The organism is Acetobacter senegalensis (genome assembly GCF_001580995.1).
Lineage (GTDB): Bacteria > Pseudomonadota > Alphaproteobacteria > Acetobacterales > Acetobacteraceae > Acetobacter > Acetobacter senegalensis.
Map to the genome: position 1 here is coordinate 80497 of NZ_LHZU01000144.1, position 26460 is coordinate 106956.

Annotated in this window: 21 protein-coding genes and 1 tRNA gene; 14 read left to right on the forward strand and 8 right to left on the reverse strand. The window is 54.3% G+C overall.

Annotated features, from left to right (window positions below; translation table 11 throughout):
- The first annotated feature begins 22 nt into the window (after positions 1–22).
- Both AD948_RS14465 and AD948_RS14470 read left to right on the forward strand, forming a co-directional pair.
- On the forward strand, positions 23–2689 hold the full coding sequence (locus tag AD948_RS14465; RefSeq protein ID WP_408736073.1) for a mechanosensitive ion channel family protein: 2667 nt from the start codon (positions 23–25) through the stop codon (positions 2687–2689).
- Positions 2682–3440, forward strand: coding sequence for a 2OG-Fe dioxygenase family protein (locus AD948_RS14470; RefSeq protein ID WP_061472492.1), 759 nt, complete (start codon positions 2682–2684; stop codon positions 3438–3440). Before AD948_RS14465 ends, AD948_RS14470 begins: the two co-directional genes overlap by 8 nt.
- A 197-nt stretch (positions 3441–3637) precedes the next feature.
- On the opposite strand, the gene AD948_RS14475 is transcribed toward AD948_RS14470, so the two are convergent.
- A complete protein-coding gene (locus tag AD948_RS14475; RefSeq protein ID WP_061472493.1) occupies positions 3638–3934 on the reverse strand; it encodes a hypothetical protein in 297 nt (98 codons plus the stop codon).
- A 180-nt stretch (positions 3935–4114) separates the two neighbouring features.
- Between AD948_RS14475 and AD948_RS14480 the strand changes: the two genes are divergently transcribed.
- Complete coding sequence (locus AD948_RS14480; RefSeq protein ID WP_148262717.1) at positions 4115–4531, forward strand: hypothetical protein; 417 nt, start codon at positions 4115–4117, stop codon at positions 4529–4531.
- Between the two features lie 142 nt (positions 4532–4673).
- Here the strand turns inward: AD948_RS14480 and AD948_RS14485 are convergent, their stop codons facing one another.
- Positions 4674–5600 carry a DnaJ C-terminal domain-containing protein gene (locus AD948_RS14485; RefSeq protein WP_006557707.1) on the reverse strand — a complete coding sequence of 309 codons (927 nt, stop codon included), beginning with the start codon at positions 5598–5600 and terminating at the stop codon, positions 4674–4676.
- Complete coding sequence (locus tag AD948_RS18425) at positions 5597–5767, reverse strand: hypothetical protein (protein WP_006557708.1); 171 nt, start codon at positions 5765–5767, stop codon at positions 5597–5599. The genes AD948_RS14485 and AD948_RS18425 overlap by 4 nt, the downstream gene beginning before the upstream one ends.
- A 401-nt stretch (positions 5768–6168) precedes the next feature.
- Here AD948_RS18425 and AD948_RS14490 point away from each other — a divergent pair, with 401 nt between their 5' ends.
- The 5 genes from AD948_RS14490 (at position 6169) to AD948_RS14510 (ending at position 8769) form a co-directional block, all read left to right on the forward strand.
- A complete protein-coding gene (locus AD948_RS14490; protein ID WP_035382658.1) occupies positions 6169–6459 on the forward strand; it encodes an accessory factor UbiK family protein in 291 nt (96 codons plus the stop codon).
- A 93-nt stretch (positions 6460–6552) separates the two neighbouring features.
- Positions 6553–7053, forward strand: coding sequence for a type III secretion system chaperone family protein (locus AD948_RS14495; RefSeq protein ID WP_035382550.1), 501 nt, complete (start codon positions 6553–6555; stop codon positions 7051–7053).
- Positions 7053–7874, forward strand: coding sequence for a pyrroline-5-carboxylate reductase (gene proC / locus AD948_RS14500; protein ID WP_061472494.1), 822 nt, complete (start codon positions 7053–7055; stop codon positions 7872–7874). The genes AD948_RS14495 and proC overlap by 1 nt, the downstream gene beginning before the upstream one ends.
- Before the next feature lie 99 nt (positions 7875–7973).
- Positions 7974–8624 carry a hypothetical protein gene (locus AD948_RS14505; protein ID WP_061472495.1) on the forward strand — a complete coding sequence of 217 codons (651 nt, stop codon included), beginning with the start codon at positions 7974–7976 and terminating at the stop codon, positions 8622–8624.
- Positions 8625–8694: 70 nt separating this feature from the next.
- Positions 8695–8769 (forward strand) — tRNA-Gln (locus AD948_RS14510).
- 318 nt (positions 8770–9087) lie between these two features.
- On the opposite strand, the gene AD948_RS14515 is transcribed toward AD948_RS14510, so the two are convergent.
- Positions 9088–10452: a DUF2142 domain-containing protein gene (locus AD948_RS14515; RefSeq protein ID WP_169797418.1), complete on the reverse strand. Its 1365-nt coding sequence runs from the start codon at positions 10450–10452 to the stop codon at positions 9088–9090.
- Between the two features lie 263 nt (positions 10453–10715).
- Between AD948_RS14515 and AD948_RS14520 the strand changes: the two genes are divergently transcribed.
- On the forward strand, positions 10716–13358 hold the full coding sequence (locus tag AD948_RS14520; RefSeq protein WP_061472497.1) for a glycosyltransferase family protein: 2643 nt from the start codon (positions 10716–10718) through the stop codon (positions 13356–13358).
- A gap of 11 nt (positions 13359–13369) precedes the next feature.
- Here AD948_RS14520 and AD948_RS14525 read toward each other — a convergent pair whose 3' ends face one another.
- On the reverse strand, positions 13370–14788 hold the full coding sequence (locus AD948_RS14525) for a helix-turn-helix transcriptional regulator (RefSeq protein WP_006557718.1): 1419 nt from the start codon (positions 14786–14788) through the stop codon (positions 13370–13372).
- 119 nt (positions 14789–14907) lie between these two features.
- Between AD948_RS14525 and AD948_RS14530 the strand changes: the two genes are divergently transcribed.
- The 4 genes from AD948_RS14530 (at position 14908) to AD948_RS14545 (ending at position 19968) form a co-directional block, all read left to right on the forward strand.
- Positions 14908–16488, forward strand: coding sequence for an MmgE/PrpD family protein (locus AD948_RS14530; protein WP_061472498.1), 1581 nt, complete (start codon positions 14908–14910; stop codon positions 16486–16488).
- A 77-nt stretch (positions 16489–16565) separates the two neighbouring features.
- On the forward strand, positions 16566–17738 hold the full coding sequence (prpC, locus tag AD948_RS14535; protein ID WP_006557720.1) for a bifunctional 2-methylcitrate synthase/citrate synthase: 1173 nt from the start codon (positions 16566–16568) through the stop codon (positions 17736–17738).
- Complete coding sequence (gene prpB / locus AD948_RS14540) at positions 17735–18667, forward strand: methylisocitrate lyase (RefSeq protein WP_035382543.1); 933 nt, start codon at positions 17735–17737, stop codon at positions 18665–18667. Before prpC ends, prpB begins: the two co-directional genes overlap by 4 nt.
- A 50-nt stretch (positions 18668–18717) precedes the next feature.
- Positions 18718–19968 (forward strand): MFS transporter, encoded by a 1251-nt coding sequence (locus tag AD948_RS14545; RefSeq protein WP_061472499.1) that lies wholly within the window; start codon positions 18718–18720, stop codon positions 19966–19968.
- Positions 19969–20098: 130 nt separating this feature from the next.
- Here the strand turns inward: AD948_RS14545 and AD948_RS14550 are convergent, their stop codons facing one another.
- Positions 20099–20368, reverse strand: coding sequence for an HU family DNA-binding protein (locus tag AD948_RS14550; RefSeq protein ID WP_006557723.1), 270 nt, complete (start codon positions 20366–20368; stop codon positions 20099–20101).
- Positions 20369–20481: 113 nt separating this feature from the next.
- Between AD948_RS14550 and AD948_RS14555 the strand changes: the two genes are divergently transcribed.
- A complete protein-coding gene (locus AD948_RS14555; protein WP_061472500.1) occupies positions 20482–21411 on the forward strand; it encodes a rhamnan synthesis F family protein in 930 nt (309 codons plus the stop codon).
- Positions 21412–21733: 322 nt separating this feature from the next.
- Here the strand turns inward: AD948_RS14555 and AD948_RS14560 are convergent, their stop codons facing one another.
- Together AD948_RS14560 and AD948_RS14565 are read right to left on the reverse strand one after the other, a co-directional pair.
- Complete coding sequence (locus tag AD948_RS14560) at positions 21734–23167, reverse strand: beta strand repeat-containing protein (protein WP_006557726.1); 1434 nt, start codon at positions 23165–23167, stop codon at positions 21734–21736.
- A 376-nt stretch (positions 23168–23543) separates the two neighbouring features.
- Positions 23544–26414, reverse strand: a complete 2871-nt coding sequence (locus AD948_RS14565; RefSeq protein WP_211264493.1) for a glycosyltransferase — start codon at positions 26412–26414, stop codon at positions 23544–23546.
- Positions 26415–26460 lie beyond the last annotated feature (46 nt).

Here is a 26460-nt window from a genome sequence, read left to right on the forward strand (position 1 = left end):
TCCCTGCCCTCCGGCGGTCTTGATACTGCCGGAATTGCCCCCTACCCTTGAGCGCACTTATCGGGCATTCACCGCCCATTCTCTCATCGCGCTGAATACAAGGAGACGGCACGCCATGGCGGCAACAAGCCTGGAGCGGGGCTCGACCAGAACTCAATCTGCTTTTTCTTCGTCTTTATCTTTATGGAGCAGATCTTTCTTTGCGCTCTGCTGCCTCTGCCTGCTTCTGGCAGGTATGGTCCCCGGCTTTGCCTCTCTGGCGCACGCGGCAGATGCTCCTGCCGCCGCAACGCCCAGTGCAACGGGTTCGCTCAGCAAGGATGATGCCCAACAGCTTCTGAACGTGCTGAATGACCCGAAAAAGCGCGAGGATTTCACCCACACACTCTCCCTGATGGCAAAAGGCCTACCTGCCGCAGCGCCAGCAGCCGCCAAACCTGCCGCCGCTGCCCCCGCTGTTGTGGATAGTGATGTCAATTCAGAGCTGGATAATCTGACATCATCCATGCAGGGATATGTTCAGAATTTTGCCGGTTTGTTCAAGGATCTGGGGTTTGTCGGCTCATGGTTCCGCAGCCAGATCAGCAATCCGGAAACCCGGAAAACCCTGCTGGACGCCTTCAGCCGCGCCGCAATCATTCTGCTGGCAGCCCTGGCTCTGGAACGCGGCACCAGCCTGATGCTGAAAAAGCCGCTTACCGCTGTCACCTCTCATGCGGAAGCCCGCGAACGCAAACAGGAAGCTTCGGCCGCAGTCGAATCTGTTCAGGCAGCCACCTCCACACCAGATGGAGACAACACCCAGACCCGCGCGGATGATCAGCGACGGCGGAATGAAGTCATGCGCTATCTGGTGCGTGTGCCTTACAATTTCCTGCACTTCCTGCTCAAACTGCTGCCTGTGGTTGTCGTTCTGGCCATTGGTTATCTGGGCGCGGAATTTCTGACCACCACATCGCAGGCGCGCACCGTCACCATCACGCTGACAAACGCCTATGTTGTGGCACGCGGCCTTTACCTGCTTCTGGAAACAGGGCTCGCCCCCCGTTCTCCGGCCATCCGGCTTATCCCTGCACAAGACAACACGGCACGGATGCTGACGCGGTGGTGGAACGTACTGGTTGCGGCTCCCTCTCTGGTCATCTGTCTTTCCACACTGGGCAGCGAATTCAATCTGGCCCCCCGCGGCACGGAAGCCATGCTCCGTGCTGTGGTGCTGGTGCAGCATCTGATCATTGCCGCCTTTATCTGGCGGGTGCGCCATATTGTGGCCAATTCGCTCCAGCCATCCCCGGAACTCCGTAAAAATGCCTTCTGGGCCTTTGTCGGGGCCATGGCGCGCTTCTGGTGGATTCCCGTCCTGTTCCTGGATATTGCTCTGTGGTTTGTGTGGGCCGCACACCTGAAGGGCGGCTATCAGTGGATCCTGCGTGGCACCCTGCTCACGCTTGTCTGCCTGGTACTCGCGCGTCTGATCGCTGTGCTGGCTTACGGGTTGCAGGATCGTCTGTTCCGTATCAGCGATGCCGTGGAGGCCGAATATCCCGGTCTGCAAAAACGGGCGGATTATTACTATCCCTTCGTGCGGCGCATGCTGACGGTCTTTATCGTCTTTGTTGCCGCCATCAGCATTGCGCAGAGCTGGAATATCCCCAGCTTCCATTTCTTCTTTGAAAATCCACTTGGCTCGCGTCTGGTCAGTGCCGCCGTGATCCTGACACTGGGTCTGGTCATCGCCTCCGTGGCGTGGGAAGTTATCAACGGTCTGCTGAACAAGCAGATTGACCGTTACACAACATCCTCCCAATCAGCTCGGGCCACGCGGCTACGCACCATTCTGCCCATTATCCGTACCGTGCTGCTGGTGTTCATTGTGGTGATTGTCACCGTCACAACGCTCTCTCAGATCGGGATCAATGTCACACCCCTGCTGACAGGTGCCGGAATTCTGGGTGTGGGCCTGTCCTTCGGGTCCCAGAGCTTGTGGAAAGACGTGATCACGGGCTTCTTCATGCTGGCGGAAGACGCCATTCAGGTGGGGGACTGGGTCACAACCAGCGGCGTGTCCGGCACGGTGGAACAGCTTTCCATCCGGACGCTTCGTGTGCGGTCCATTGATGGTGATCTGCATATCATCCCGTTCTCGTCCGTTACCTCCATTGCCAACACTGGCCGCGGCTTCAACCAGATCATCATCAAGCAGGTGCTGGATCTGGGCGAAGACCAGAAAAAAGTGGTGCACATCCTAGCAGAGGTAGTGAAGGAAATGCGGACGGAAGACAGTTTCCGCCATATCATTTTCTCCGATTACAATGATCTGGGAGTTGATTGCAGCGACAGTAACGGCGCGGTGCTGGTTGGCAGCATCCGTACTGCCCCCATGATGAAGTGGAAGGTCCAGCGCGAATTCTATCGCCGTCTGGCTAACCGCATGGCGGCTGCTGGCGTTAAATTCTACACACCGACATCGTACTACACCACGCCGCCGGGCAACGCCATGCATCTGGCCATGGACGCCATGCCTGAGTGGACCCCGCCTCAGCCCGCGGCTGGTGCTGCGCAAGCTGCTCCGGCAACTCAGCCCCCGGTCGCTGCCCCTCAGGCGGACGTCCAGAAACCACAGGCACCCCACCCCACCGAGGAAAACCCGCAGGGGAAAACCTCTCCAGAAGGTCCAGCACATGCCTGATGACGCAGACCATCCCGTTGACCAGACTGTGCCGCAAATGCTCGGCATACTGGAAACACCTCTGGCCAAGGAAGGCTACACATACCAGCAGGCCGGCTTCATGCGTCCCCTGCTGGAACAGTTTGGTCTGGCACAATGGAACAGCTTTGCTGAAAGCTGGGACCATCTGGGGGTAGATCGGTATATGGCGGATGGCGGACGGTATCGCCGCCGCCGGTATGCCACTTACTCCCTCACACCGGATCAGATTCTCCGTAAGCCGCATCAACCCCATTACCAAAGCCGGGATTACAATACCCTGAATGGCGGGATTGAGCGGTGGTTCAAACCTGTTACGGACGCAACGGGCCACCACCCGGCGCTGCTGGCCATTCTGGAACTGACCCATCGTATCGCGTCAGATCTGACACCTGCAGATTTGCAGCCTCAGGCATGGCATGCGGAAGTGCATCAGTTCCGCATTGAAGCCAGTCCTGAATCTTCAGGGCAGCCGACACCCGAAGGCCTGCACCGGGATGGTGTGGATTGGGTCTGTGTGTTGATGGTGAACCGGGAGAATATTGCCAGCGGTGAGACAACCATTCATGACCTCAACCGCAAGGCTGTGGGCAGCTTCACCCTGGCTCACCCGCTAGATGCCGCTTTTGTAAATGATAGCCGGGTTTATCACGGGGTAACGCCCGTGAAACCCGTTGATCCATCCCGTCCGGCGTATCGGGATGTTCTGGTTGTCACTCTGCGGCACGAGTAAGTCTGCAAAGCTAACAATTACGCCTCTTTCTTCCTCAAGGCTGGCAGAAAAGTCAGCCATTGAGAAGATAGGAGGGATTCCAGAAGTTAAAACCGGAATTTGATAGTCTGCTGCGAGGCCACCGGGACAAAAGAGTCCTACGCCGTCAGCTGCAAAAGATGATGATGGACTTTAGTCCCACTTCATCAGAACGAGATTTAATATCCCACATAAGAAATGGCGTGCAGACCAAGTGCGGCAAAGCCAAACACAAACACCATGGCGCCCACCATCTGAACAATTTCTTTCATACTAATATCATACTCCTTCACTGGTGCGGCCTGAACAGGTGCTGGCGTTACCGGGATAACGGGATCAGCCATCTCGGCTGAGGTTTCAGCCGTTACCGTGTTCCGTGTTTCTTCCACCGCTGCGTCATGTGCGTTCAATTTCTGTTGCGACGTGAAGGGCTGCATGGGGACGGGTGCATCATGAGATGACTCTGTTCCTGTCATGGCAAAACCCTTTCATTTTTTGCAATACAGACTTGTAATACACACTGATCTGGTGATCAATCGCCCCTCCGTCAAGAGGCGCTTGCCAAATAGTGAGCACCGGCTTCCCGCTGCAAAGGGATGGACGAACCGCCATTGGGCAGGCACATGAAAGGGACCATTCTTTTCGGAGAACCTGCCATGAAACGCCTGTCTGCCCTGTCTTTTGCCTGTGTGGCTGCACTGGGCACCAGCTTCGCCCTGCCTGCCACGGCCCATGCGGGGGATGCCCCTCCGCCTCTGGCGGACGCCCATACGCAATACCCCACCAGCCTGTTTGAAGGGCAGTGGGCCATCATGGCCATGAGTCCCGTGACCGTAGCAGCCAACAAGGCGCTCGGCCCCGCAGCGCGCCTTTTGGTGACACTTCCAGACTCCCTGAAGAAAATTGTCGGGCAGGACCGCTTCTCACTCTCCCGTCAGTCCGGCACCTCCTGGAAAGGCACCTCGGGGGACGCAACGCTCACCTTTTCCCTGATTTCTGAAAACAGCGCCCAGATTCACATAACGGGCAAGGATAATCACAAGCTGGATCTGCCGCTCTACCGCGACAACTGATTGAAAACAGCCTCCTCAACAAAAACGGCTCCCGTCCATACAGGAGGGAGCCATTTTTTGCTGAGTCTTGAAGGGTTTTTGCAGGATCTGGCGGCTTTGACTTTAAACCCGCCTGCAGGACCTCTCAAAAAAACCCGTCGTTTCAGGATGCCTCTTCAGGCGTCCAGTTTTTCAGAAACTCTTCCAATGCCGCATCAGCCTTGCCGATCTTGACCTGCAAGGTGACATACAGGTTTCCTGCCGGGCGAGACCCATGCGCCTGCACCCCTTTGCCGCGCAAACGCAGTTTGCTGCCGCTGTCAGACCCCGCAGGCACGTTCATTTTTACGTCACCTGTTGGAGTCGGCACGGTAATGGAGCCACCCAACACCGCCGTTTTCAAATCCACCGGCAATGTCTCGTGCAGATCAAACCCATCCCGCGTGTAACGAGCATCCGGCAGCACCGTTATGGTGATCAGGGCGTCTCCTGCTGGCGCACCAGCCGCTCCGGCTTCGCCTTTCCCACGCAGACGCAGCATCTGCCCGTCTTCTATGCCGGGGGGGATTTTGACATCCAGCGTCGCCCCTTCCGGCAGCGTGATGCGGGATGTCCCCCCATTCACGGCTTCCAGAAAGCTGACCTTGAGGGAATAGGACCGATCGGCACCCTTACGCGGGCCAGCACGGCGGGCCCGTGCGCCACCGCCAAACATCCCCCCGAACAGATCGCTCAGATCTTCTTCCGAGAAACCGCCGCCCGGACCACCGGGACCGCCAGGGCCACCATAACGGAAGCCCCCCATGCCTTCCCCAAAATCACGATAACCTGCGCCACCGCCATAGCCGGGATGCATACGCTCCTGCCCGGAGGCATCAATTTCACCCCGGTCAAATCTGGCGCGTTTTTCAGGGTCAGATAAAAGCTCGTTCGCCTGACCAATGGCCTTGAACTGCTCTTCCGCCTTTTTATCCCCGGGGTTCAGGTCGGGGTGGTATTTTTTGGCCAGATTCCGATACGCCTTGCGAATATCATCCTGACTGGCCGTTTTTGAGACGCCAAGCACCTCATACGGATCACGCGCACTCATGCCTTGTCTCCCTGTGCTGTATCAGAAGCCGGTGCGAAGTTGTCCGTATCAAGCAGACTGATCAGAAGAGCGATGGTCACATCCTGAGCAAACCCGGCTTTCTCTGCCTCCGCAACAAGAGCTTCTAGCCGAGGTTTCAGAAAAGCCTCCGCCGATAGCGTGTTCATATAGTCACGTTCTCCACATCTTCTTTGAAAGTGCGCCCTGTTTTTTGCGTACCTTCAATGGTTTCAATATCTTGATAATAATAATGGGAACGGGCTCCCCCATGGTCAATGGACAAGGACGATCACCAGCCCCTCATCCCGCGTCGGCAGATACTCTCACCTTGCCTGCCAGAAATGCTCCACCTTTTCTGCCCATGCACAAGCCTGATGCGAAGGGAAACTGCTTTCGCCACCAGGCAGGAATTGTCGGGCAATGCCGTATCTGAACAACAGACCATTCAGACATTTCCAAAGAACCAATAGCCTCTGGCCGTCATACTCACTATAAGCCGTAAGGAGACTGAACAGCTTTGACAGAAAAACCAACCTGCCAAAGCGACTTTTTGAGTGGAGAACCGGTGATGACTGACAAACCGCGCTTTTTTGATGATCTGGCCGGCGTAGCCGGTGGCGCTTTTTCAGCCCTGACCGGTGTGCGGGAAGAAATCAACGCCATTGTGCGCAGCCGCGTGGATGAAGTGCTCAGCAGCCTTCAGGTTGTACGCCGTGAAGAATTTGAAGTTGCGCGCGAACTCGCAGCGCAGGCCCGCATCGGGCAGGAAGAAGCCGAACGCCGCATTGCAGCCCTTGAAGCGCGTGTGGAAGCACTGGAGCACAAGGCTCACGGTACCCACACTCACCATCAGGCCTGAACCGTTCCGCTTTTTCCGGGAATGGCGAAAGCACGCTTTTGCCATTCGGCCAGAACATCTGCCCGCATCACCCCCCGCAGCTGAGAGTGAGCCATGCCCGCGTTAAGCACTGATACCACCTTGTCCCCCGCCAACCCGCTTGATCTGATGGAACAGGTTATTGGCGGCCTGGGTTGGAACTTTGAACGCTGCAACCTGACAGAAATGGCCGTGGAAGCACCCGGAAAATGGTGTGACTACGGGTTGTTCTTCTCATGGTCGGCCGAACTGGGTGCCATTCATTTTACGTGTGCGTTTGATCTGAAGGCCCCCGCCCCGCAGCAACGCACCCTGTATGAACTGATCGGCATGGCCAATGAACGCATCTGGATCGGGCATTTCAGTCTGGATCAGGAAGACGGCGTCCTGCTGTTCCGCCACGCCCTGCTTCTGCGCGGCGCACACCTTTCTGTAGAGATGTTTGAAGACCTGATCGACATCGCCCTGACAGAGTGTGAGCGTTTTTATCCCGCATTCCAGTTTTTCCTCTGGGGTGGGCAGAACCCGGCAGATGCGCTGGCAGCCGCCATGCTGGATTGCGTGGGAGAAGCCTGATGAACACCAGTTCTCTTCTGCCATCCGTACTGCTGGTTGGATGCGGCAAAATGGGCGGAGCGATGCTGGAAGGCTGGATTCGCCATGGGCTTGCTCCCTCTGTGGTCATGGATCGTCATGACCATACGCTGCCCGCGCCGCACCAGCATGCCCGCACACTGGCCGATATTCCGGCAGACTTCACGCCAGACATTATTATTCTGGCTGTAAAGCCACAGAAGGCCGATGAGGTTCTGGGTGAACTTGGGCAACGCTTCCCCACAACGCCCCTGCTATCCGTGATGGCGGGACGGACTGTTGAAAATCTGGCACAACGCTTCAGCGAGGCCAACAGTGCAGCCAAGCCAACCATTATCCGCGCCATGCCCAATACACCCTGCGCTATTGGGGCAGGCATAAGCGGGCTCTACGCCGCTCCTACCGTAACAGATCAGCAAAAGCAGTATTGTGACCAGCTTTTGCAGGCTGTGGGAGAAACCGTATGGGTGGAGCAGGAAGATCTGATCGATTCCGTAACCGCCGTCTCTGGCAGTGGGCCCGCCTATGTCTTTCTGCTGGCCGAACTGATGGAAAAAGCTGGCGTGGAGCAAGGGCTGCCTGCCGAGACCGCCAGAAAACTGGCGCGCCGGACGATATTCGGCGCGGGAGCCTTGATGGATCAGTCGCCGCTTGATGCGGCTGAACTCCGCACACGGGTCACCAGCCCCGGTGGCACCACGGCTGCAGCTTTGGCTGTTCTGATGGCCCCGGATGCCTGGCCTGCCACGGTTTCCGAAGCCATACAGGCTGCGGCACGCCGCGCCAAAGAACTTTCTTCCTGACTTTTCTGACCGCTGGCCTTTTCTGCCCGCATACCATCATGGTGTTCGGACAGAATGGGCCACGCTCTGATCACTTTTTTCGCTAACAGGCCTTTCGCTATGGATACAGATGATTTTGACACAGCCCTTCTTGCCGCCGCCATGGCGCAGGCAGAACAGGGTGGATGGTCTTCCGTTTCTCTTCTTGATGCCGCCCGCACGGCTGGGCTCTCCCTACCAGCCACACGGGAGCGTTTTCCGTTCCGGGCTTCTCTGCTTCTGCGTCTGGGCCGCATAGCCGATGATTCCGCACTGGCGGATGATACAGCCACCGGTAATGCACGCGAACGCCTGTTTGATCTGCTCATGCGCCGTCTGGACGTGTTTCAACAATACCGGAACGGAATCAAGTCTGTACTCCGCGCCCTTCCGTTTGATCCGCCACTGGCTCTTCTCCTGGGAGGCGCCACACTGGAAAGCATGCGCTGGATGGCCGATGCCGCTGGTATCAACACCACGGGGCTGGGCGGCCTTGTGCGTGTGAACATGGTGGTTGGCATATGGACCCATACGCTCCGCACCTGGGAAAAGGACGACAGCGAAGATATGGGCAGCACCATGGCGGCGCTGGATCAGGCCCTGGACAAGGCAACCCGCTTCCGCCTTTTCCCTGCCGATACAGATGTCAACGCGGGCGGCCTGCCAGATCTGGATTTCGCTGAACCCGAACCGCCGCTCCCCCCCCACGCCGAAAATACGCTGCAAGAGTAAAAACAGCGCATCCAGCCTCTTTACGAACCGTGCTGGTTGGTCTTAATAGAGGCCAACCGCATTTCTCTGGTGGGGCGTAGCCAAGCGGTAAGGCAGCGGATTTTGATTCCGCCATGCGGAGGTTCGAATCCTCCCGCCCCAGCCATCTTTTCCTGTCACACTATATCTATCGCAAACGAATGCCTCATCACGGGCCCGAAGCGTCAGACCCGCTTGTTTTAGCCTCTTCACGATAGAAAATGTTTCCCTACCCAACTGAGGGGAACAGACAAGAAAGACCTCATCATCCCTTATTTGCGCGCCCTGCAGTGGGACACAGCGTGAGCGGCATGGCACCACAAACACGCCATTTCAACGTCACCGCTCACCGCAAAAATGAACCCTTAGCACTCAACGCGCCATCCTTTTATGCCGCGTTTTTTATGTTCCTTTGCACGTAACAAAACATGCGTGGCGTGGCTTATCAGGGCCAATATCGAACGCTGAGACTGCTATAAAGTGTGAACACGCAGAATATCATGAAAATAAAGACCATGGCTTGCAGCGAGAAATCTATATTACTCTGAATTTTCAAAGTTTTTTCGCTTTTTACAATATTCTTATTGTTCATATATAGAATTTGTATCCCAACAGGAAGCAGTAGTATCAGTGGCAGGAAATAACGCCCCTGCACCCCTTCAATGTGATCGGCACCAACGGCGGTCCAGCTCAGATACAAGGCCAGAATAATACCGAAGACAGAACCGCAAAGAAGAGCAAGCACACCAGATGTAAAGACAATCTGTCTTGTCTGTATTTGTGGCGTCTGTGCACAAAACATTCCCAAAAATGAGAGAATCAGACAGACTTCAGCCACATGATAGAAAAGAGGGGGGAGAGAGGTATCAAGCCACCCCAAAACACCTATCGCTTCATGCAGCAAAGGCTTACAGTTTTCGATCCCAAAATGAACAAACATGTTGGCCATTTTCAACGGATTATCAAGAACGAACAGCATTTGATTATGAACAGAAACACCCCGCACAGCGATTGTTGTCATTGTCGGGTGTATGCCGATTACAAACCATATCAAAAAAATGCCTGTGCCCAGAAAAGAGGATAACAACGGCCATACAATGCTTGCCCCTCTTCTTATAAGTAAAACCAAAGGAAGGAGCACAATAGGGGCATAAGGCACTTTTGCAGCCGCAATACACCCCAAAATAACACCAGCCAAGAGTATGAAACCGTGAGATGTCTTGTTATCTGGCCGTTTGAAACACTGGCCGATCAAAGCGCATGCAAGCGCACTGAAGGAAAGCAGGATGCCATCCTGCGAGGCCGACGCCATGAGGCTGACACTCATGGGAAGACTAAGAATGACACAAAAAAATGGAGCCATCTGCCCTGCCAGAGCGATAGCAAACATCGCAATGGCTGTACACAAAAGGCCGTTTATGCCTCGGGCAATATACAAGCTTGTCAAAGGCCGGACACCCAGAGCATCCCCCAGCCAAATTCCCAAAACCACTCCCCCGTAGGATGATGGAGGATAAAAAGCTGTATTGGGATACTCAACAAATTCGGTTTTGCCTGACCAGGGTGTCATATATGCTTGCGCCAGACCACCAAGATCAACTTTTTTAGCGGGATTGAATTTCAAATAATCAAATGACTGCGCCATGGGGAACAGGGGAGAAGGCAGCACACCACCACTTTGTGTTGCGCTAAGGCGCGTGCCAATCACCCCACCTTCCGCGATCTGAACAGCACGCATAAAATGGTTAAGTTCATCTGCCACCTGAAAGGGAGGCGTCAGCACAACACACTCCAACCCCGCTATCAGCATGAAAATTCCATAAATCCAATGTATGGGCAAAAGACTTCTCTTGATTTGAAGAGATCCAAGGCGCCATGTGAATTTCATAGTCCCGCAATCCAAAAATTAAATTATACTTAGTAGCGGGGCAGGAAGATAACACCAACGCTTGCTTTAGGAAATCAAAAAGAAAACACTTTCTGATTTATTGATTTTAAATCCCTTGCATTCTGCTATATTAAACAAATAACAAACTAGAAATACAACTTTTAATTGGATGAAAGTTTTATATCGTGAACTCTTCCCCACGTATTTATCTTCCAATTTTATGCCTTGTCCTGCTGCCGTTCATTGCACACTTACCTGACCTTCTGGGTTTACTCATTGAAGATCCCGCCTACCGTACAGCAGGGCCCGGCGTGCGTGGCATCTCATGGCTGTTGTTTGGAACCCCCGGGTGGGTTGATCCCAATGCGGGCGCAACAACGGAAGCTCTCGGTCACGAGGCTGCATTACAATGGCTTTCAGGGCATATTCCCTGGTGGAATACTTACACAGGCTTAGGGATGCCTTTAGCCGCTGAAATGCAAAACTCTGCTTTATTTCTTCCATTCATATTACTTCTTGCTTTGCCGCATGGTGTCATTCTCATTAAAGCAGCCCTTCAGGTTCTGACCGGTTTATGCGCATTTGGTCTTGGAAAATCCATGAAGTTGAGCCTTCCAGCTTGTATCTTCATGGGAATACTTTGTGAATTTTCAGGCACATTCGCATGGTTTGGGCATGGCCCAATAATGCCTCTGCCATTTCTGCCTCTTCTTGTTTGGGGAGGATTTAATGTTGCAAACGCTGTTGAAAATAAAAAACGTGGGGGATGGCTCCTTGTAACCCTTGCCATTGCAGGCAGTATTCTTGCAGGCTTTCCAGAAACAGCTTACATGAATGGGCTGTTGGCACTTGCTATTATTACATGGCGTGTTTTCCAATCGCCCCGTTTTTATAGAAAAGCCATTATCTTCCGCATCTTTTGCGGTGGTATCTTGGGGCTCTGTCTTTCAGCACCGGCATGGCTTTCTTTTGCCCTTTCTCTGCCTGTTTCTCTTGTTGGTATGAATGCTGATTTCGGGAATGCTCATTTTCTTTCCGGCAGTACAGCCCTTCATTTTTTCCCCTACCTTTTTGGCCCTCCTCTTTTTGGTGCGGAACAAGGGAGTATGGATCTAGTAGAGCTCTGGTGGCATACGGGAGGATATATTGATCTGGGTTTGCTTACGTTAGCGGCTCTTGCGTTTACAATACCATCAACATCATACAGTAGTTTGCGTTATCTCTTAGGTGCGTGGCTTGTTTTTACAGCCATGAAAGCCGAGGGTGTACATTTTGTTAGCAAAATTATAGACCTGATACCCCTCATTCGGCAGACAATGTTTTTTGTCTATGCCTCACCGGGCTGGTGGTTTGCATTAACTCTTTTGGCTGCCATAACAATTGATAGCTATTCACATATGAAAACATCGAAGAAATCGTCGATCTTTTTAATGGGCGGCATTATTTTTTCGGCAGCATTGCTCTCTCTTCTTTACGCAAGGCATGCACTGACGCTGCAACAACATCTTCCCCATGCCAATTTATTGAATTATGCTTCTACTTTATGGGGATTTTCTATTCTATTTTTAATTGTTTTTGTAGCTATCAGCACAAAAAAGAAAGATGTTTTTCTTTCGTCTATCGGCATAACAAATGCTGTTCTGTTATTTTGTGTGCCCCTGCTGTGTGGATCACGTAACGCAAAAATTGACTATCCGGCCCTTGACTGGCTCAAAAGAGAAACAGCCTTCACGCGTGTTGTCTCTTTTGGAACTCTTCCGCCAAATTATGGCGCCTATTACGGTATTAAGTCTGTTAACTATACTTACCTGCCGGTTCCGCGTGTTTTTGCAGAAACGTTAGACGCCAACATCGATCCGAATATCGATCCTAGCGGGTTTTATACACCAGGTCTCGGTCAGAAATACAGTGATGCCTCATCTATCCATGATATGAATCTTTACCTTTCCGCGTCTTCACCCAATACGTTGAGCAGCCTGCACTGGCTAAGCCAACATGGCGTCGGGCTCGTCGCAGCTTCCCCCGAAAAAAATATCTGGCAAGACATTCTTCTAACTCACCCAGTTGCAGGAAATGCTCAAGCATATGATTTCACCGCAGGCCCCCTCTCCGGCCATATCCCTGCTCCCCGCAACAAGGGGGCCGCTGTAAGCAAGGTTGGCATTGCCGTTGGCACTTTTTCTGGGCGAGCTACAGGAAAAATCAATGTCAGATTATGTAGCAACGATGTGTGTCAATCAGGAACGACATCCGTAGATCAAACTCCGGACAACACCGTTATCTTTATTTCTCTTGATCAGAAACTGGCTATCACCGGCCCTGAAGACTTAAGTTGGTCCATCTCTACAGATGGCAATAACATTAAACCGGCAGTCTGGGTGTGGCAGAATAAAGAAAATGGTGAACTGTCTCCCATGATGCCACTTCAGACAGAATTTGATCCACCGGACTATGTGACGCTTTCCTATCAGGATCCTTACATAACCATATGGAAACTTTCCAATTCTGCCCCTTATTTTTCTGCAGACAACTGTCATTTGACAATTCACTCTACAGAGAAACTTGAAGCTGATTGCAAAAACAAAGACACTCTTGTTCGTCAGGAAATTGCCTATCCGGGATGGCATGTCACTGTAAACGGTGTGCACACAAAAACAGGGGCTACAAAAGACGGGCTTTTTCAGACAGCAAATCTTGTTTCTGGCCACAACACCATTACGTTCACCTATTCTCCACCCAAAGGAATGTTAATGCTTTTCCTGTTTATTGTTGGATTGTTGGGAACGGGAATAGGTTTTTACCGATCTCGTTCCATCTCCTTGCACTAAACACTGTCCACTTACATCTTGGCAGCGCGGTACGGTACAACCCCGCGCTCCTCACTTCCTGCATCTATACCTCTTCCTGAAACAGGAAGAGAGCGGTGGCGACAATCATCCCGCGCGCAGGCCCGGCAGCCTGGGCCAATAGGCACCGCATTTCTCTGATCGGCTACATCCAAGCCTGCTGCGTAAATCATCCGCCCTGCGTGACGAATATCGCAACCCAGCACAACGGCAACCTGACGCGGGCGATCAAAATAAGACATGCTGCTATGCCGCACGGTGCGGGCCACATTCAGGTACACAACATCATCCGTCATGCGGGAAAGCTGTACCTGCACCTGCCCCGGTGTCGTGAACGCCCGAAAGATGTTCCACAAAGGACAAGGACCACCAAAACGTGATTGCATGAAATGGTTTGCTGAAAAACTTTTCAGAATGTTTCCTGCAATATCCAACTTCATGAAGTAAAACGGGATACCCTCCGCCCCGGGACGCTGAAACGTGCTCAGCCGGTGGCAGGCCTGCTCAAAGCTAACACCAAACCGACGGTGCAACCGGTCTATATCATGCTGCATTTCCACTGCCGCCGTTCTGTATAATTCATAAGGCAGCAGAAGAGCTCCTGCAAAGTAATTGCCCAGATACAGCCTGGCCAGAGCACGGGCGTTCTCCCCTTTGGGGCCGGACCGCCGCAGAATACGGTCCATCACGGCCCCCTGCTCCAGTTGCCCTACAACCTGCGCCAGACAGAACAGACTATCTTCAGCCAAAACATCCTGAGACAGAAACAGGGTATTGGTTTTCTGCTCCAGACGCCACCGCACGCCGCGCTGCTCCAGGGCGTGATCTGTTACAATCTGAAGGCGGTGCTCATCTTGCAGATACTGTATCAGTGCGGGGTGCAACCATCCTTCCTTCGGGGCCAGCTTTCCGTAAAGGGCTTCAGCCGCACTATCCAGCGCATGAAAATAATTGTGATTGGCCTGCACCCAGTCCCCCACAGCTTCATACGGCTCTATCACGGGCTGCGGCGGTGCATCCGCCAGAGATGCAGCCTGCTCCTGTGCATTTCTGTAGGCACTGTAAAGCTGCATAACTGCATGCCCCAGTGCGGGTGCTTTCTGCGCGGCTGTGAGCATTTCTGAAAAATTCGGCCGGGCTGCGTCAAACAGGGGGTCTGCCAGAACTTCCCGCAAAGCCTGAACCAGACGCACTTCTTCCATATCGCTGAAATATGCAGGGCTTACGCCAAACACCCGGCATACATCTTCCAGATGCCGCTCCGGCAGGGGGCGTTGATCCCGCTCTATCTGGTTCAGATAGCTGGCTGAAATACCCAGCTTTTGCGCCAGAACAGCCTGCGTCAATCCGGCTTGCTGCCGCAGCGTGTTCAACCGGCTTCCTACAAACAGCTTTGTGGCTGGTTTTTTCATGTTCGCAATCTTTGCAATACGGGCGTTTTTCTTCGCCTCTTTCCGCTTTTATCCAGCTTCTTTCTTGAGGGGCTACTCTGCAACACTCAGGCCAAGGATACAAATCAAAGGGTCTGACCATGCAATCCCATCAGGTTACCGTTCACCCCGAAACCGACCGCCTGCCCCGCACAGAACAACTGGCATGGAAAATTGCCGAAGTCGCTGCTGACCCTGTGCCGGTGGAACCCGAGGTGGCGGAAATGGTCATCAACCGCGTGATTGATAACGCCTCCGTCGCGCTGGCGTCTCTCAACCGGCATCCGGTCATGAGTGCGCGGGCTCAGGCTGTCGCACACGCTCACCCTGGCGGGGCCACCCTGTTCGGGCTGGGGCCGGATATCCGCGTGCACGCAGAATGGGCCGCGTGGGCCAACGGAACTGCCGTGCGCGAACTGGATTATCACGATACTTTTCTGGCAGCGGACTACTCCCATCCGGGAGACAACATCCCTCCCCTGCTGGCGGTCGCCCAACAATGCGCCTCCTCCGGTGCGGATTTGATCCGAGCCGTTGCCACCGGGTACGAGATCCAGATTGATCTCACCCGCGCCATCTGCCTGCATAAGCACAAGATTGACCACGTTGCGCATCTTGGTCCCTCCGTAGCGTCTGGTCTTGGCACACTGCTCAAACTGCCGCCCGCCGTTATTTATCAGGCCATTGGGCAGGCTCTGCACGTTACCACCGCAACCCGCCAAAGCCGCAAGGGCGAGATTTCCTCCTGGAAAGCCTTTGCCCCGGCCCACGCCGGAAAAATGGCCGTGGAAGCCACGGATCGCGCCATGCGGGGTGAAGGCGCACCAAGCCCGATCTATGAAGGGGAAGACAGCGTGATTGCCTGGATGCTGGACGGGAAGGACGCACACTACACCGTTCCCCTCCCCGCACCCGGCGAACCCAAACGGGCCATTCTCTCCTCCTTCACCAAGGAACATTCTGCTGAGTATCAGAGTCAGGCCCTGATTGATCTGGCCTTCCGTCTAGGCAAGCAGATTGAAAACTTTGAGGATGTGGCAGACATTCTGATCGAAACCAGCCACCACACCCATTATGTGATCGGCACCGGTTCAAACGACCCGCAGAAATTTGACCCCACGGCATCGCGTGAAACGCTCGACCATTCCATCATGTATATTGTGGCGGTGGCCCTGCAGGATGGTCGCTGGCACCACGTCCATTCCTACGAGCCCGGGCGCGCTCAACGCCCGGACACCGTGCGCCTGTGGCGTAAAATCCGCACCGTGGAAACACCGGAATGGACGGCGCGTTACCATGCAGAAGACCCGGCTGTAAAAGCGTTTGGCGGCAAGATCATCATCCGCATGAAAGACGGACGCGTTCTGGAAGAAGAACAGGCTGTGGCCAATGCCCATCCGCTGGGTAGAACGCCCTGGCAGCGAGCAGACTACATCCGCAAGTTCAAGACTTTGACGGAAGATCTGATCTCGCCTTCCGAATCCGAACGTTTTCTGGAACTGGTGCAAAGGCTGCCTGATCTGAAACCGGCCGATCTGCTCGCGCTGGACCTTGTGGTGCCGCCCAACCGTATCTCGCGGAATCTCAACCCCGGCATTTTTGACTTCAGCCAAAGCGCGACCCGCCAGAATCCATCGGACGCACCTGCACGAGAAACCCCGGCTCTGGCCACTTCGGCCTGACCCTTACCAGCCTGACCACATCGCCACCAACAAGATCAAAAGTGCCGTCAAGGCACCCGCTTTGGGAGACCCGTGATATGGACAACACCACGACGCTCCATCCCCGCCAGAAAAAATCCGTGGCTCTTTCTGGCGTTTCAGCAGGCAACACCGCTCTGTGCTCCGTCGGCCAGAGCGGGAATGATCTGCATTACCGTGGATATGACATTCAGGATCTGGCCGAAGCCTGTTCCTTTGAAGAAGTCGCCCATCTGCTGATTCATGGGCATCTGCCCAATAGTGCTGAGCTACAGCTTTATAAAGAACGCCTCCGCAGCCTGCGGGGCTTGCCAGATGCCGTAATGCGCGTTCTGGAATCCCTGCCAGCCGCAACACACCCCATGGATGTTCTGCGCACGGGCGTTTCCACCCTTGGCTGTGTTCTGCCCGAACGGCCGGATACTCCAAGCGCCGGAGCCCGCACCATAGCGGACAAGCTGATCGCCTGTCTGGGGTCCATGCTGCTGTATTGGTACCATTTCTCCAACCATGGCCGCCGCATTGCCGTGGAAACGGAGGATGACAGCATTGGCGGGCACTTCCTGCACCTGCTGCACGGACGCACGCCGCCCAAACACTGGGTGAACGCCATGCACAGCTCACTCATTCTCTATGCGGAGCATGAGTTCAACGCTTCCACCTTTACCTGCCGTGTGGTGGCGGGCACGGGATCGGACATTTATTCCGCCATTACGGCGGGAATCGGTGCGCTTCGTGGCCCCAAACATGGCGGGGCAAACGAGGTCGCGCTTGAAATCCAGCAGCGCTACACCAGCCCAGAGGACGCCGAAACCGACATTTTGCGCAGGCTGGACGCCAAGGAAGTAATCATCGGTTTCGGGCACCCAGTTTACACCATCTCGGACCCCCGGAACGAGATCATCAAGCGGGCCGCCCTGAAGCTGGCGCAGAAAAGCGGGTCACGCCGCCTCTATAATGTAGCCGAACGGATTGAGGGGGTGATGGCGCACAAGCGCAAGATGTTCCCCAATCTCGATTGGTTCAGCGCCGTGGCCTACAGCCACATGGGCATTCCCACCGCCATGTTCACGCCCCTGTTTGTCATCGCCCGCACAGCAGGATGGAGCGCGCATGTTCTGGAACAACGGCAGGACGGCAAGATCATCCGCCCCTCTGCCACCTATACCGGCCCCGAAAACCGCCGATTCCCTTCCCTGCATGAACGGGATGGACTGGAGAACGCAGCATGACGTACCTAACAGGCAAAACGCAGCCCACCATTCCTGCTGGCCAACGGTTCCGGCAACTGCTGGCACAACCAGGCATTCTGCAACTGCCCGGTGCGCATAACGGGCAAGCGGCCTTGCAGGCAAAGGATGCCGGGTTCAATGCCCTCTACCTCTCTGGTGCCGCCATGACAGCCAGCATGGGCCTGCCGGATCTGGGCATTATCACGGTTGATGAGGTCTGTTTCTTCATCCGCCAGATTGTCCGCGCGTCAGAACTGCCGCTGCTGGTGGATGGAGACACGGGCTATGGGGAAATTCTGAATGTGATGAACATGGTGCGGGCCTTTGAAGAAGCGGGAGCCGCCGCCGTGCATGTGGAAGATCAGATTCTGCCCAAGAAATGCGGCCATCTGAACGATAAAAAGCTCAGCACACCGCATGATATGGCGCTGAAAGTGGCCGCCGCCGCCAAAGCCAGGCGGGACATGGTGGTCATTGCCCGCACGGATGCCGCCGCACAGGAAGGCATGGACGGGGCCGTTGCCCGCGCCCGCCTGTATTATGAAGCCGGGGCAGATGCCATTTTCCCCGAAGCGCTGACAACGGCGGAGATGTTCCGCGAATTCGCCCGCCGCCTGCCGGATGTCCCCCTTCTGGCGAACATGACGGAATTTGGACGCACGCCCTTTTTCACAGCGTCGGAGTTCCAAGAGATGGGCTACCGCATGGTCATCTGGCCTGTCAGTTCATTACGAGTCGCAAACAAGGCGCAGGCGGACTTGTACGCCACACTGGCCCAGAACGGCAGCACGGAAGCCATGCTGAGCCGAATGCAGACTCGGGAAGAACTCTACAAAACCCTACGCTATCACGAGTATGAAGCGCTGGATGCCAGCATCATCACCACCGTCCTGCCAGAAACACGGGCAGGTACTCCTAAAGCGGCCTGATCACACAGCCGTTTTTACGCCAGAGGCTGTTCCGGCACTGTTATCCTGCTATGAACAGCCTCATCATGACAGATCATCCGGCGGCTTCTACGCCTCTTCTCGCTTTACCCGGCCTGAAAGCCGTTCTGACAGCACGCACGTTGTCTGCTTTTTCCTCTCAGGTGCAGGCCGTGGCTGTGGGCTGGCAAATTTATGCCCTCACTCACAGCGCCGCCGCGCTCGGGTTTGTGGGGCTGGCACAGTTCCTTCCCATGGTTGCGTTCATTTTTCCCGCAGGCCACGCGGCGGACCAGCATGACAGACGCCGGATTGTCATCACCTGCCAGACCATCGAAGCCATAGCAGCCGCCTTCATGGCGGTGGCCTCCTTCAGCCATCATCTTGCACCAGGCATGATTTATGGGCTGGTCGCCCTGTTTGGCATGTGCCGCGCCTTTGAAATGCCCGCACAGCAGACCTTTTTGCCCTCCATGGTCTCCGCTGCGGTTTTTCCCAGGGCGGCAGCACTTTCTTCCTCCCTTTTTCAGGTGGCATCCATCGCCGGGCCATCTTTAGGCGGGCTGCTTTATGGGCTGGGAGCCGACGTCTGCTACGCCCTCTGCGCCATTGGATTTGCCATCTCGGCCTTCGCCACCTTTTCCATGACGCTCCGCTTTCCCGCCCGTGCCAGGCAGCCAGCAAGCCTGGCGGCGGTTTTTGGGGGTATCGCCTTCCTGCGCCGCCGTCCCACCATGCTGGGTGCACTCTCGCTTGATCTGTTTGCTGTGCTGTTAGGGGGCGCCACCGCCATGCTGCCTCTCTACGCCACGGACATCCTGCACGCTGGGCCATGGGGGCTGGGTCTTCTGCGGGCAGCCCCTGCCATTGGGGCGTTGGGCGTAGCCGCTGTGCTGGCCCGCTACCCCTTGGGGCGGCACGCTGGGCAATGGATGTTTGTTTCCGTCGCCATCTTCGGCGTTGCCACCATTCTGTTTGGCCTTTCCAGCTCCATTCCGCTCTCCGTTCTGGCGCTGGCGGTTCTGGGCGGGGCGGACGTTATCAGCGTGATGGTCCGCAGCTCTCTTGTTCAGTTAGGCACACCAGATGAAATGCGTGGGCGCGTTTCCGCCGTGAACATGCTGTTTATTGGCTCATCCAACCAGCTTGGCGAATTTGAAAGCGGCATGCTGGCCAGCCTGATCGGCGCCGTCCCTGCCGTTGTTGTTGGAGGCTTGGGGACGTTGGCCATTACGGGCCTGTGGATGACCCTGTTCCCCGGTCTCAGGCAACTCGACCGGCTGGAAGACATCAAACCGGACTGATCGGTACAATCCTCCAGCCTGTCCGGTTGGTCTCATATAAAAACAGCCCGGAAGGTCTCCCTTCCGAGCTGTTTCGACCAAGAAACATTGTAATAAAACTGAAATGCTTCCTGCGTGTGGCCGTAAAGGCTCAGACCGCCTTTTTCAGGTTGGGGCTGGCCTTGAAACGAACGGTCTTGCCGGCTTTCACCTTCACAGGTTCACCCGTGCGAGGATTCAGCGCTTTGCGAGCTTTGGTTTTGCGGACAGTGAACGTTCCGAAAGACGGCAGGGTAAACCCACCTTCCCGCTTCAGTTCTTCTATGATCGCATCCATCAGATCGTTCGCTGCCTGATTGGCGGCCACGCCGGTGCAGTTGATCGAATCCTGGATCACCGCAGCAATAAAGGCCTTGCTCATTGAGACCGTATCTCCTTTTCAGACAGAACTATGTGAGTAACAATTATTCGGTTACGATAACCAACAACACTCGCGGCTTGTAGTCATATTTTCACGAAAAAACCAACTTAAAAATGCATTCAGTTTCGATTTCTCCCGCCACCATCAGCGAAAACGCTGTTGAAAGTGCCCCTTCGGGTCCCCTTCCACCGGGATCAGTCTGCCTGTTTGCTGCCTATACGCCAAATGGTAATTTGCCGCCATATACCTGTTTTTACCTGAAAAATCTCAAACGCTGTGGCCTGACAGTGCATATTGTACTCTCCGGCTGTTCAGTTATAACAGAAGAAACGCGTCTGTTTTGTAACGCGCAGGCTTTTACCGTCTGGCACCGGCCCAATGGCGGCCTTGATTTTGGCGCATGGCGTTTTCTGCTCGGCAAGAACCTCGTTCAGACCGCGCCCTATATCCTGTTTGCGAATGATAGTGTCTTTGGTCCACTCGCTCCCCTTCCCCCTCTTCTCCGGCTTTTACAGGCCGATACACGCCCTGCGTGGGGACTAGTGGCGTCCCGTGCCGTTACGCCGCACCTGCAGTCCTGGTTTATCGGCTTTTCTCGTGCCACATTTGAACAGGATGCCGTTCAAAGAGTCTTCTCCCTTCCCTTTGAAGACATGACACGCGCTGAAATTATATGGCATGGCGAACTTGGGCTTTCCGTTGCTCTGCGTTCAGCAGAAATTCCTCTGCATGCGTTATGGAGTGATGAAAGCAGTCCATTCGCCCGTATATTCCCCACCAACCCCATGCATTCCCATTGGCGTTCGCTTATTCAGTCAGGCCGAGTTCCTTTTCTGAAACAGGAATTACTTCGCGATAACCCTTTCGCTCTTTCAGAAGTCAAAAACTGGCGCTCGATCATTCCTCCACAGTGTGGTTTTGACCCGGAATGGATTGAAACGTACCTGAGCCAACATCCTCCTCGGTCATTTCGGCAGAAATCAACCTGGAAAGGACGATTACTTTATAAAGCCGTAAGCATATCTGATTATTTTAAATGTTAGAATTTTGACGCAATCAAAAACTGAAAAAGACTGAACTCTTAATATTTTGTTATTACAGAAAATATATTTTTATTATTCTCTTTTGAAAAATTCTATTCGATTCTACTTATCATTTTACAGAAAAACAATTTCTATCAGGAATAACGCCACATCGAAATATTGACCGAATAAAATACAATAATGATACTATCACTTAAGAAATGAATACACTCTTATGTGCAGCCCTTTTAAAAGGCATACCACCTCGTTGTTTAACATTCCCCATAAAAAAACCGGGCTGTTAAGCCCGGTTTCTTCAACACATAAAATCTAAACTGAGATCTTATTTAATGTTGTTAGCAATGTTGAACTGGCTGGTGTTCAGGCTGTCAACGCCAACAAACGTAATCTGGCTCTGGTCAGACAGAGTGATGGTCGTGTTGCCATCTTTATGCGTTGCAGCATCCAGAACCTTCTGCAGGTCTGCATCGCTGTAACCGTAGTTTACCAGCAGGACAGAGTTGCCGGCTGCGCTACCGAAGTCAGAGATGGTGTAGTCTGCACCAGCAATCCCGTCACGGAAGCCGAACACGTTTGCTGCGCCCGTGCCACCCTGCATGGTTGCGTTGCCCACGCCACCAACCAGCGTATCGCTGGCAGAACCACCGATGAAAAGCTGGTTACCCGTGCCGTAGGTTGTGCCGAATGCATGAATACCGAATGCGGAAGAAGCGCCATCCAGCGTTTCGTTGCCTTCGTTTGCAACAAACAGAGACGTGCCAGCCGTAGAGTTGACAATCGCATCCAGACCGTTTGCACCGAAGATGGTGGTCTGGCCAGCCGTGATGGTGGTAACGCCCGTGCCACGGATGAAGGTCAGAGAACCGCTGACATCCACGTTGGCTGCATTGGTGTTGGAAACTTCAAAGTCACCGTAAGCAGCGGAAATGGTGCTCAGCTGGCCACCAATAACCGTTCCGGTAGAACCGGCCAGGTTGATGGAGGTGTGCGGAACGCTGGTATCATTACCGTTGGAACCACCGATAACAGTGCTTCCACCGCCAACCGTGATCTGCTCACCATCGGCGCTGTTATCAACAACCAGAGAGTTTGCACCCACCTGCACAACAGAGCTGGCACCGTTCAGGGTGATGTTCTGCGTGCCTGCCGTTGCGGTAATGGTGTCCTGCCCATCGGAGTGGACATAGTTAACACCCGTGCCCAGCGTGATGGTGTTGTCACCAGCGCCTGCGGCAATCGTGTTGTTGCCAGCACCGGTATCAATAATATCGTTGCCGTCACCGGTCAGGATGTTCCAGTCACCAGCGGTGCTGAGGTTGCTGCCCTGGAAACGGTTGTCACCGGAACCAGCCAGGAACGTGCCGCTCTGGCTGCCTGCGCGGAAAGAGATACCGGCTTCGGTGCCACCCAGAACCGTTACGTTCTGTGCCGTGTCCTTGGTGATATCAACATTCACCCAACCGGCAAGAGCGGAACCCGCCTGCGCCGTGGGGTCAGACCCGATGGACAGCCATTCGGTATTGCCTGCTACGTTGTAGGAACCAGCGGAGGTGATCACTCCGTATCCAGCCTGGTTGCTACCAGCCTGTCCATTATTAGCGCCCGGGGTCAGGTACCGCACATCAAGCGTATCGACAACGCCGCTCAGCTTAGAGGAAAGAGCGTCAGCCTGCTTGACGAGGGTCGAGTTCTGCGAACCATCGACAGTAACCTGTACCTGTCCACCTGACGCACCGACAACGGTGATAATCGCCATTTATTTCGTCCTTCTCACTCTCCGCTGCGGCGCGAAAAACCCTTACCTTCACAGCGGCATACTTCTGTCATGTTCAGTTCTAGGCGAATCATCCGCGAGCTTGCAAGCATATTTTGAGTATTTGCCGGGTATATTCGCTTTTTTAACACCCCCGTCTCATAACAGAAACGCGGTCAGTTCTTTTGACCGTACGTTACAAAACTACAGCGTCAAGTACCGCACCAAGATAGCAGAGCATTTTTCTTGCGGTTTACAGCCAATAGACTCGCCAATGCGCACAATTGCACAACGACCGGCCTTTTCTACTCGCCTGTCCTCTCAACAGCAACATTTCTGCATTCTATCTAAATGAGAAAATATTGCTGTCATTTCCCTCTTACAGGCAGACTCGACTCTGTTTTTCTTCGGAAAGAACTGCTTCATACAGGCTCAAAAGTTGATCCGCCTGCGCCGAATAGGTGGGCAGCGCCCCCTTAAGAGGGTTTTCATAATTTTCCAGCATGGCGGCATTCTCAAGTAATGAGCTTATGGCGCGCCTCAATCCTTCAGACCGCCCATCCAGTTCTATATAAGTGCCATTTACCCCATCAACCACGTCTTCAGACTGACCACCGGGCGCGGTTGTGACAACCCATACATCACGCGCCAGAGCTTCACGCACTGTCAGGCCAAAACTTTCTTTCCATTGGGAAGGGAAAAGAAGAACATCGATTCTATCAAAAAAATCATCAACTTCTTCAGGAGTATAGGACGGAATGACCTCCACTTTCCCGCCTACTTTCCATAAACGTGTATCAATCGATTTGAATCCGAGCTTGAGTGTATTATCAACCAGCACCAGTTCCCAATCTGTTCTTTCCAATGCCTCGAAGGCTTTCCTTACAAGGGGAAACCCTTTTACGGCCTCATTCCCCCCCACATACCCGAAGCGAACAGGTGCCCCCGGTTTACGCCTGAGATGCGGGCGTTTGGGCCAGACAAAGCCGTTCCTGTTGACAACAAGCTGGTCAACCGGAACGCCATTGGCTGCATACAGCTCAAGATGAGACTGGCTAGGGCTCAGGAGACGGGAGGCATATTTCAGGCATTCCTGCATCATGAGCATCCGTTCCGACAGATGCCGCGCACCGGGCACACAGGTTTCACACACCCGCAGATCTATGGTTTTCTGAAAACAGTATCGGCCGTTTTTCTGCACCATGAACTGGCGATCACATAACCACCACGCATCGTGCAAAGTGACAATGTAAGGAACGCCCAGTTCCTGACACACACGCACCAAGGATGTGCCCAGCCCCTGGGTTGCATGAAAATGCACAATCTCCGGCTGCCAGGCCTGAACCCAACTTCTGAAAATTTCTCCAATCGCCGGGTTATCCAGACCTGCAATAGGGTCTTCCGGCACGGGAACAGAAAGTGCCTGCATGTCATGCACCTGATACCGCAGGGCTGAGTTCGGCAGATCCTCCAGAGACGGACGAGAGGTCATGACCGCAACATCCATGCCCCGCTGCTGCATGGCTTTCGCCATTTCCTCCGCAACCAGCGTTGCCCCGCCAAATGAACGGGGCTCAAAGAACACATTCACAACCATAAGGCGGGGTCGTGTATAATCAGGCTTAACGGGTGCGCCAAATGCGGGAAGAACCTGCTGTTGTGCCACCGCCTGCGGACGATAACGCGCCAGAATATCGGCCCGCGCCTTTTCGCCAATGTCATGGCGCAACGCGGTATTATCCGCCAACGCCAGCAAAGCCGTTTTCCAGTCCTCCGGGGTCGCGGCCAGATAGCCGTTTGTTCCCGTCTCAATAGCATCCGCAAAGGCCTGAGCCGGAGAACAGACGGAGGGAACAGCGAGAACTGCCGCTTCCAGATATTTTATGTTGCTTTTTGCATCATTGAAAAGGCCGGGCTCCAGAGGAGCAATGGCAATATCCGCCTGCGCAAGAAGCTGCAAATAGGCCGCATAGGAGCGCCCTTGCAGCCTTTCCACCCGGTCTCCCAAAGCGTCAAACTCTGATGGAAGAGTCAGATCACCAACAATCTGCAACCGTATGCGTGGGTTTGCCTGCATGGCGGCCAGGATTCCCGGTGCGGCAACCCGAAAATCCATATCATGCGTCTTGGTGCCAGACCCGTAAAAGACAACGATCTGGCTTTGATCTTCTCCTTCTGCCTGAGCAGGCTGGGCACGGAGCGCGTTTGCCGACGTGAGTGTTTCTACATCCAGGGCGTTCTCAATAACGGCAACATCATTCACGCCGGCCTGGCGCATGGCGTCCGCAAGCCCGCGGGTAGACGCTATAGCCCGACCACAGGCAAGCAGGGCTTTTCTATAATTGGCTACGCCTTCCAGCACATTACGCCGCTCTGCCCCGGAGAGTGTTTTCAGGTTGGTATTTTTCTCATAAGACGCCGGGTCAAAAATAAGGTCATCCACTTCCCACCATGGTGAAAGGGAAAGCCGATGCGCCTCATCTATCAGTTGCATCCCATCCTTGTTTCCAGGCACGCGGTAGAAGACCACCCGGGTACAGACCTGCAACAGGGAAAGCGCACGCGTAATATCGTACCATTCCACCACAACAACCCGCCAGCCGAGGCTTTCCAGCGCCTCCTGCCGTTGCCACACGCGATATTTGGCGCATTGCGGAATGGAAAGTTCAGCAATGATCAGAAACAGAGGCTGGAAATCATCCGTCGTTCGGGCAGGGAGGGAACTGAGGTAGACGTCTTCTGCGCGTTTGCGGCTTTCTTTCTCGGTTGATCTGGAAAGAGACCTTACGGATTTGCGCCCGAAAACCCCTATCCGTGGAATATCCGGCAAACGGGCATGAAGGCGCTCCGCCACACCGCGCCACCCCTCATCCTGCGCAATCTCACGCACCCTTTGCACAACCTCTTTTACCGGCCGCCCGGAGGGCATGCGCCCTGCCGCAAGAGACCTCACCGCCCGCAGAGGCATGGTCACTTTCCATGAAAGAGATGTCCGTTCCAGATGCCGGTAATGACGCTCGGACGCCAGAGCAGAGAACATGCCATCTGATCGCAGGGAATGCAGGCGCGCACTAGCGCGATATCCCACCACCAGATCTTCCGCCAGGTGAAGCTGCTTTTGCAGGAGCGCATCATCCGCGGAGGCCCCCTCGCTCTGAGGAAGGTCCTCTTTTACACCAAGCAAAGAAACCGGATCACGCATCACGTCAGTCATGCCCGAAACATGCCGTTCTTCCTCATGGCTGTCCATAAAAACAAGATATACCCTCAAATGCCCCAGTAATACTGGCTCTTTG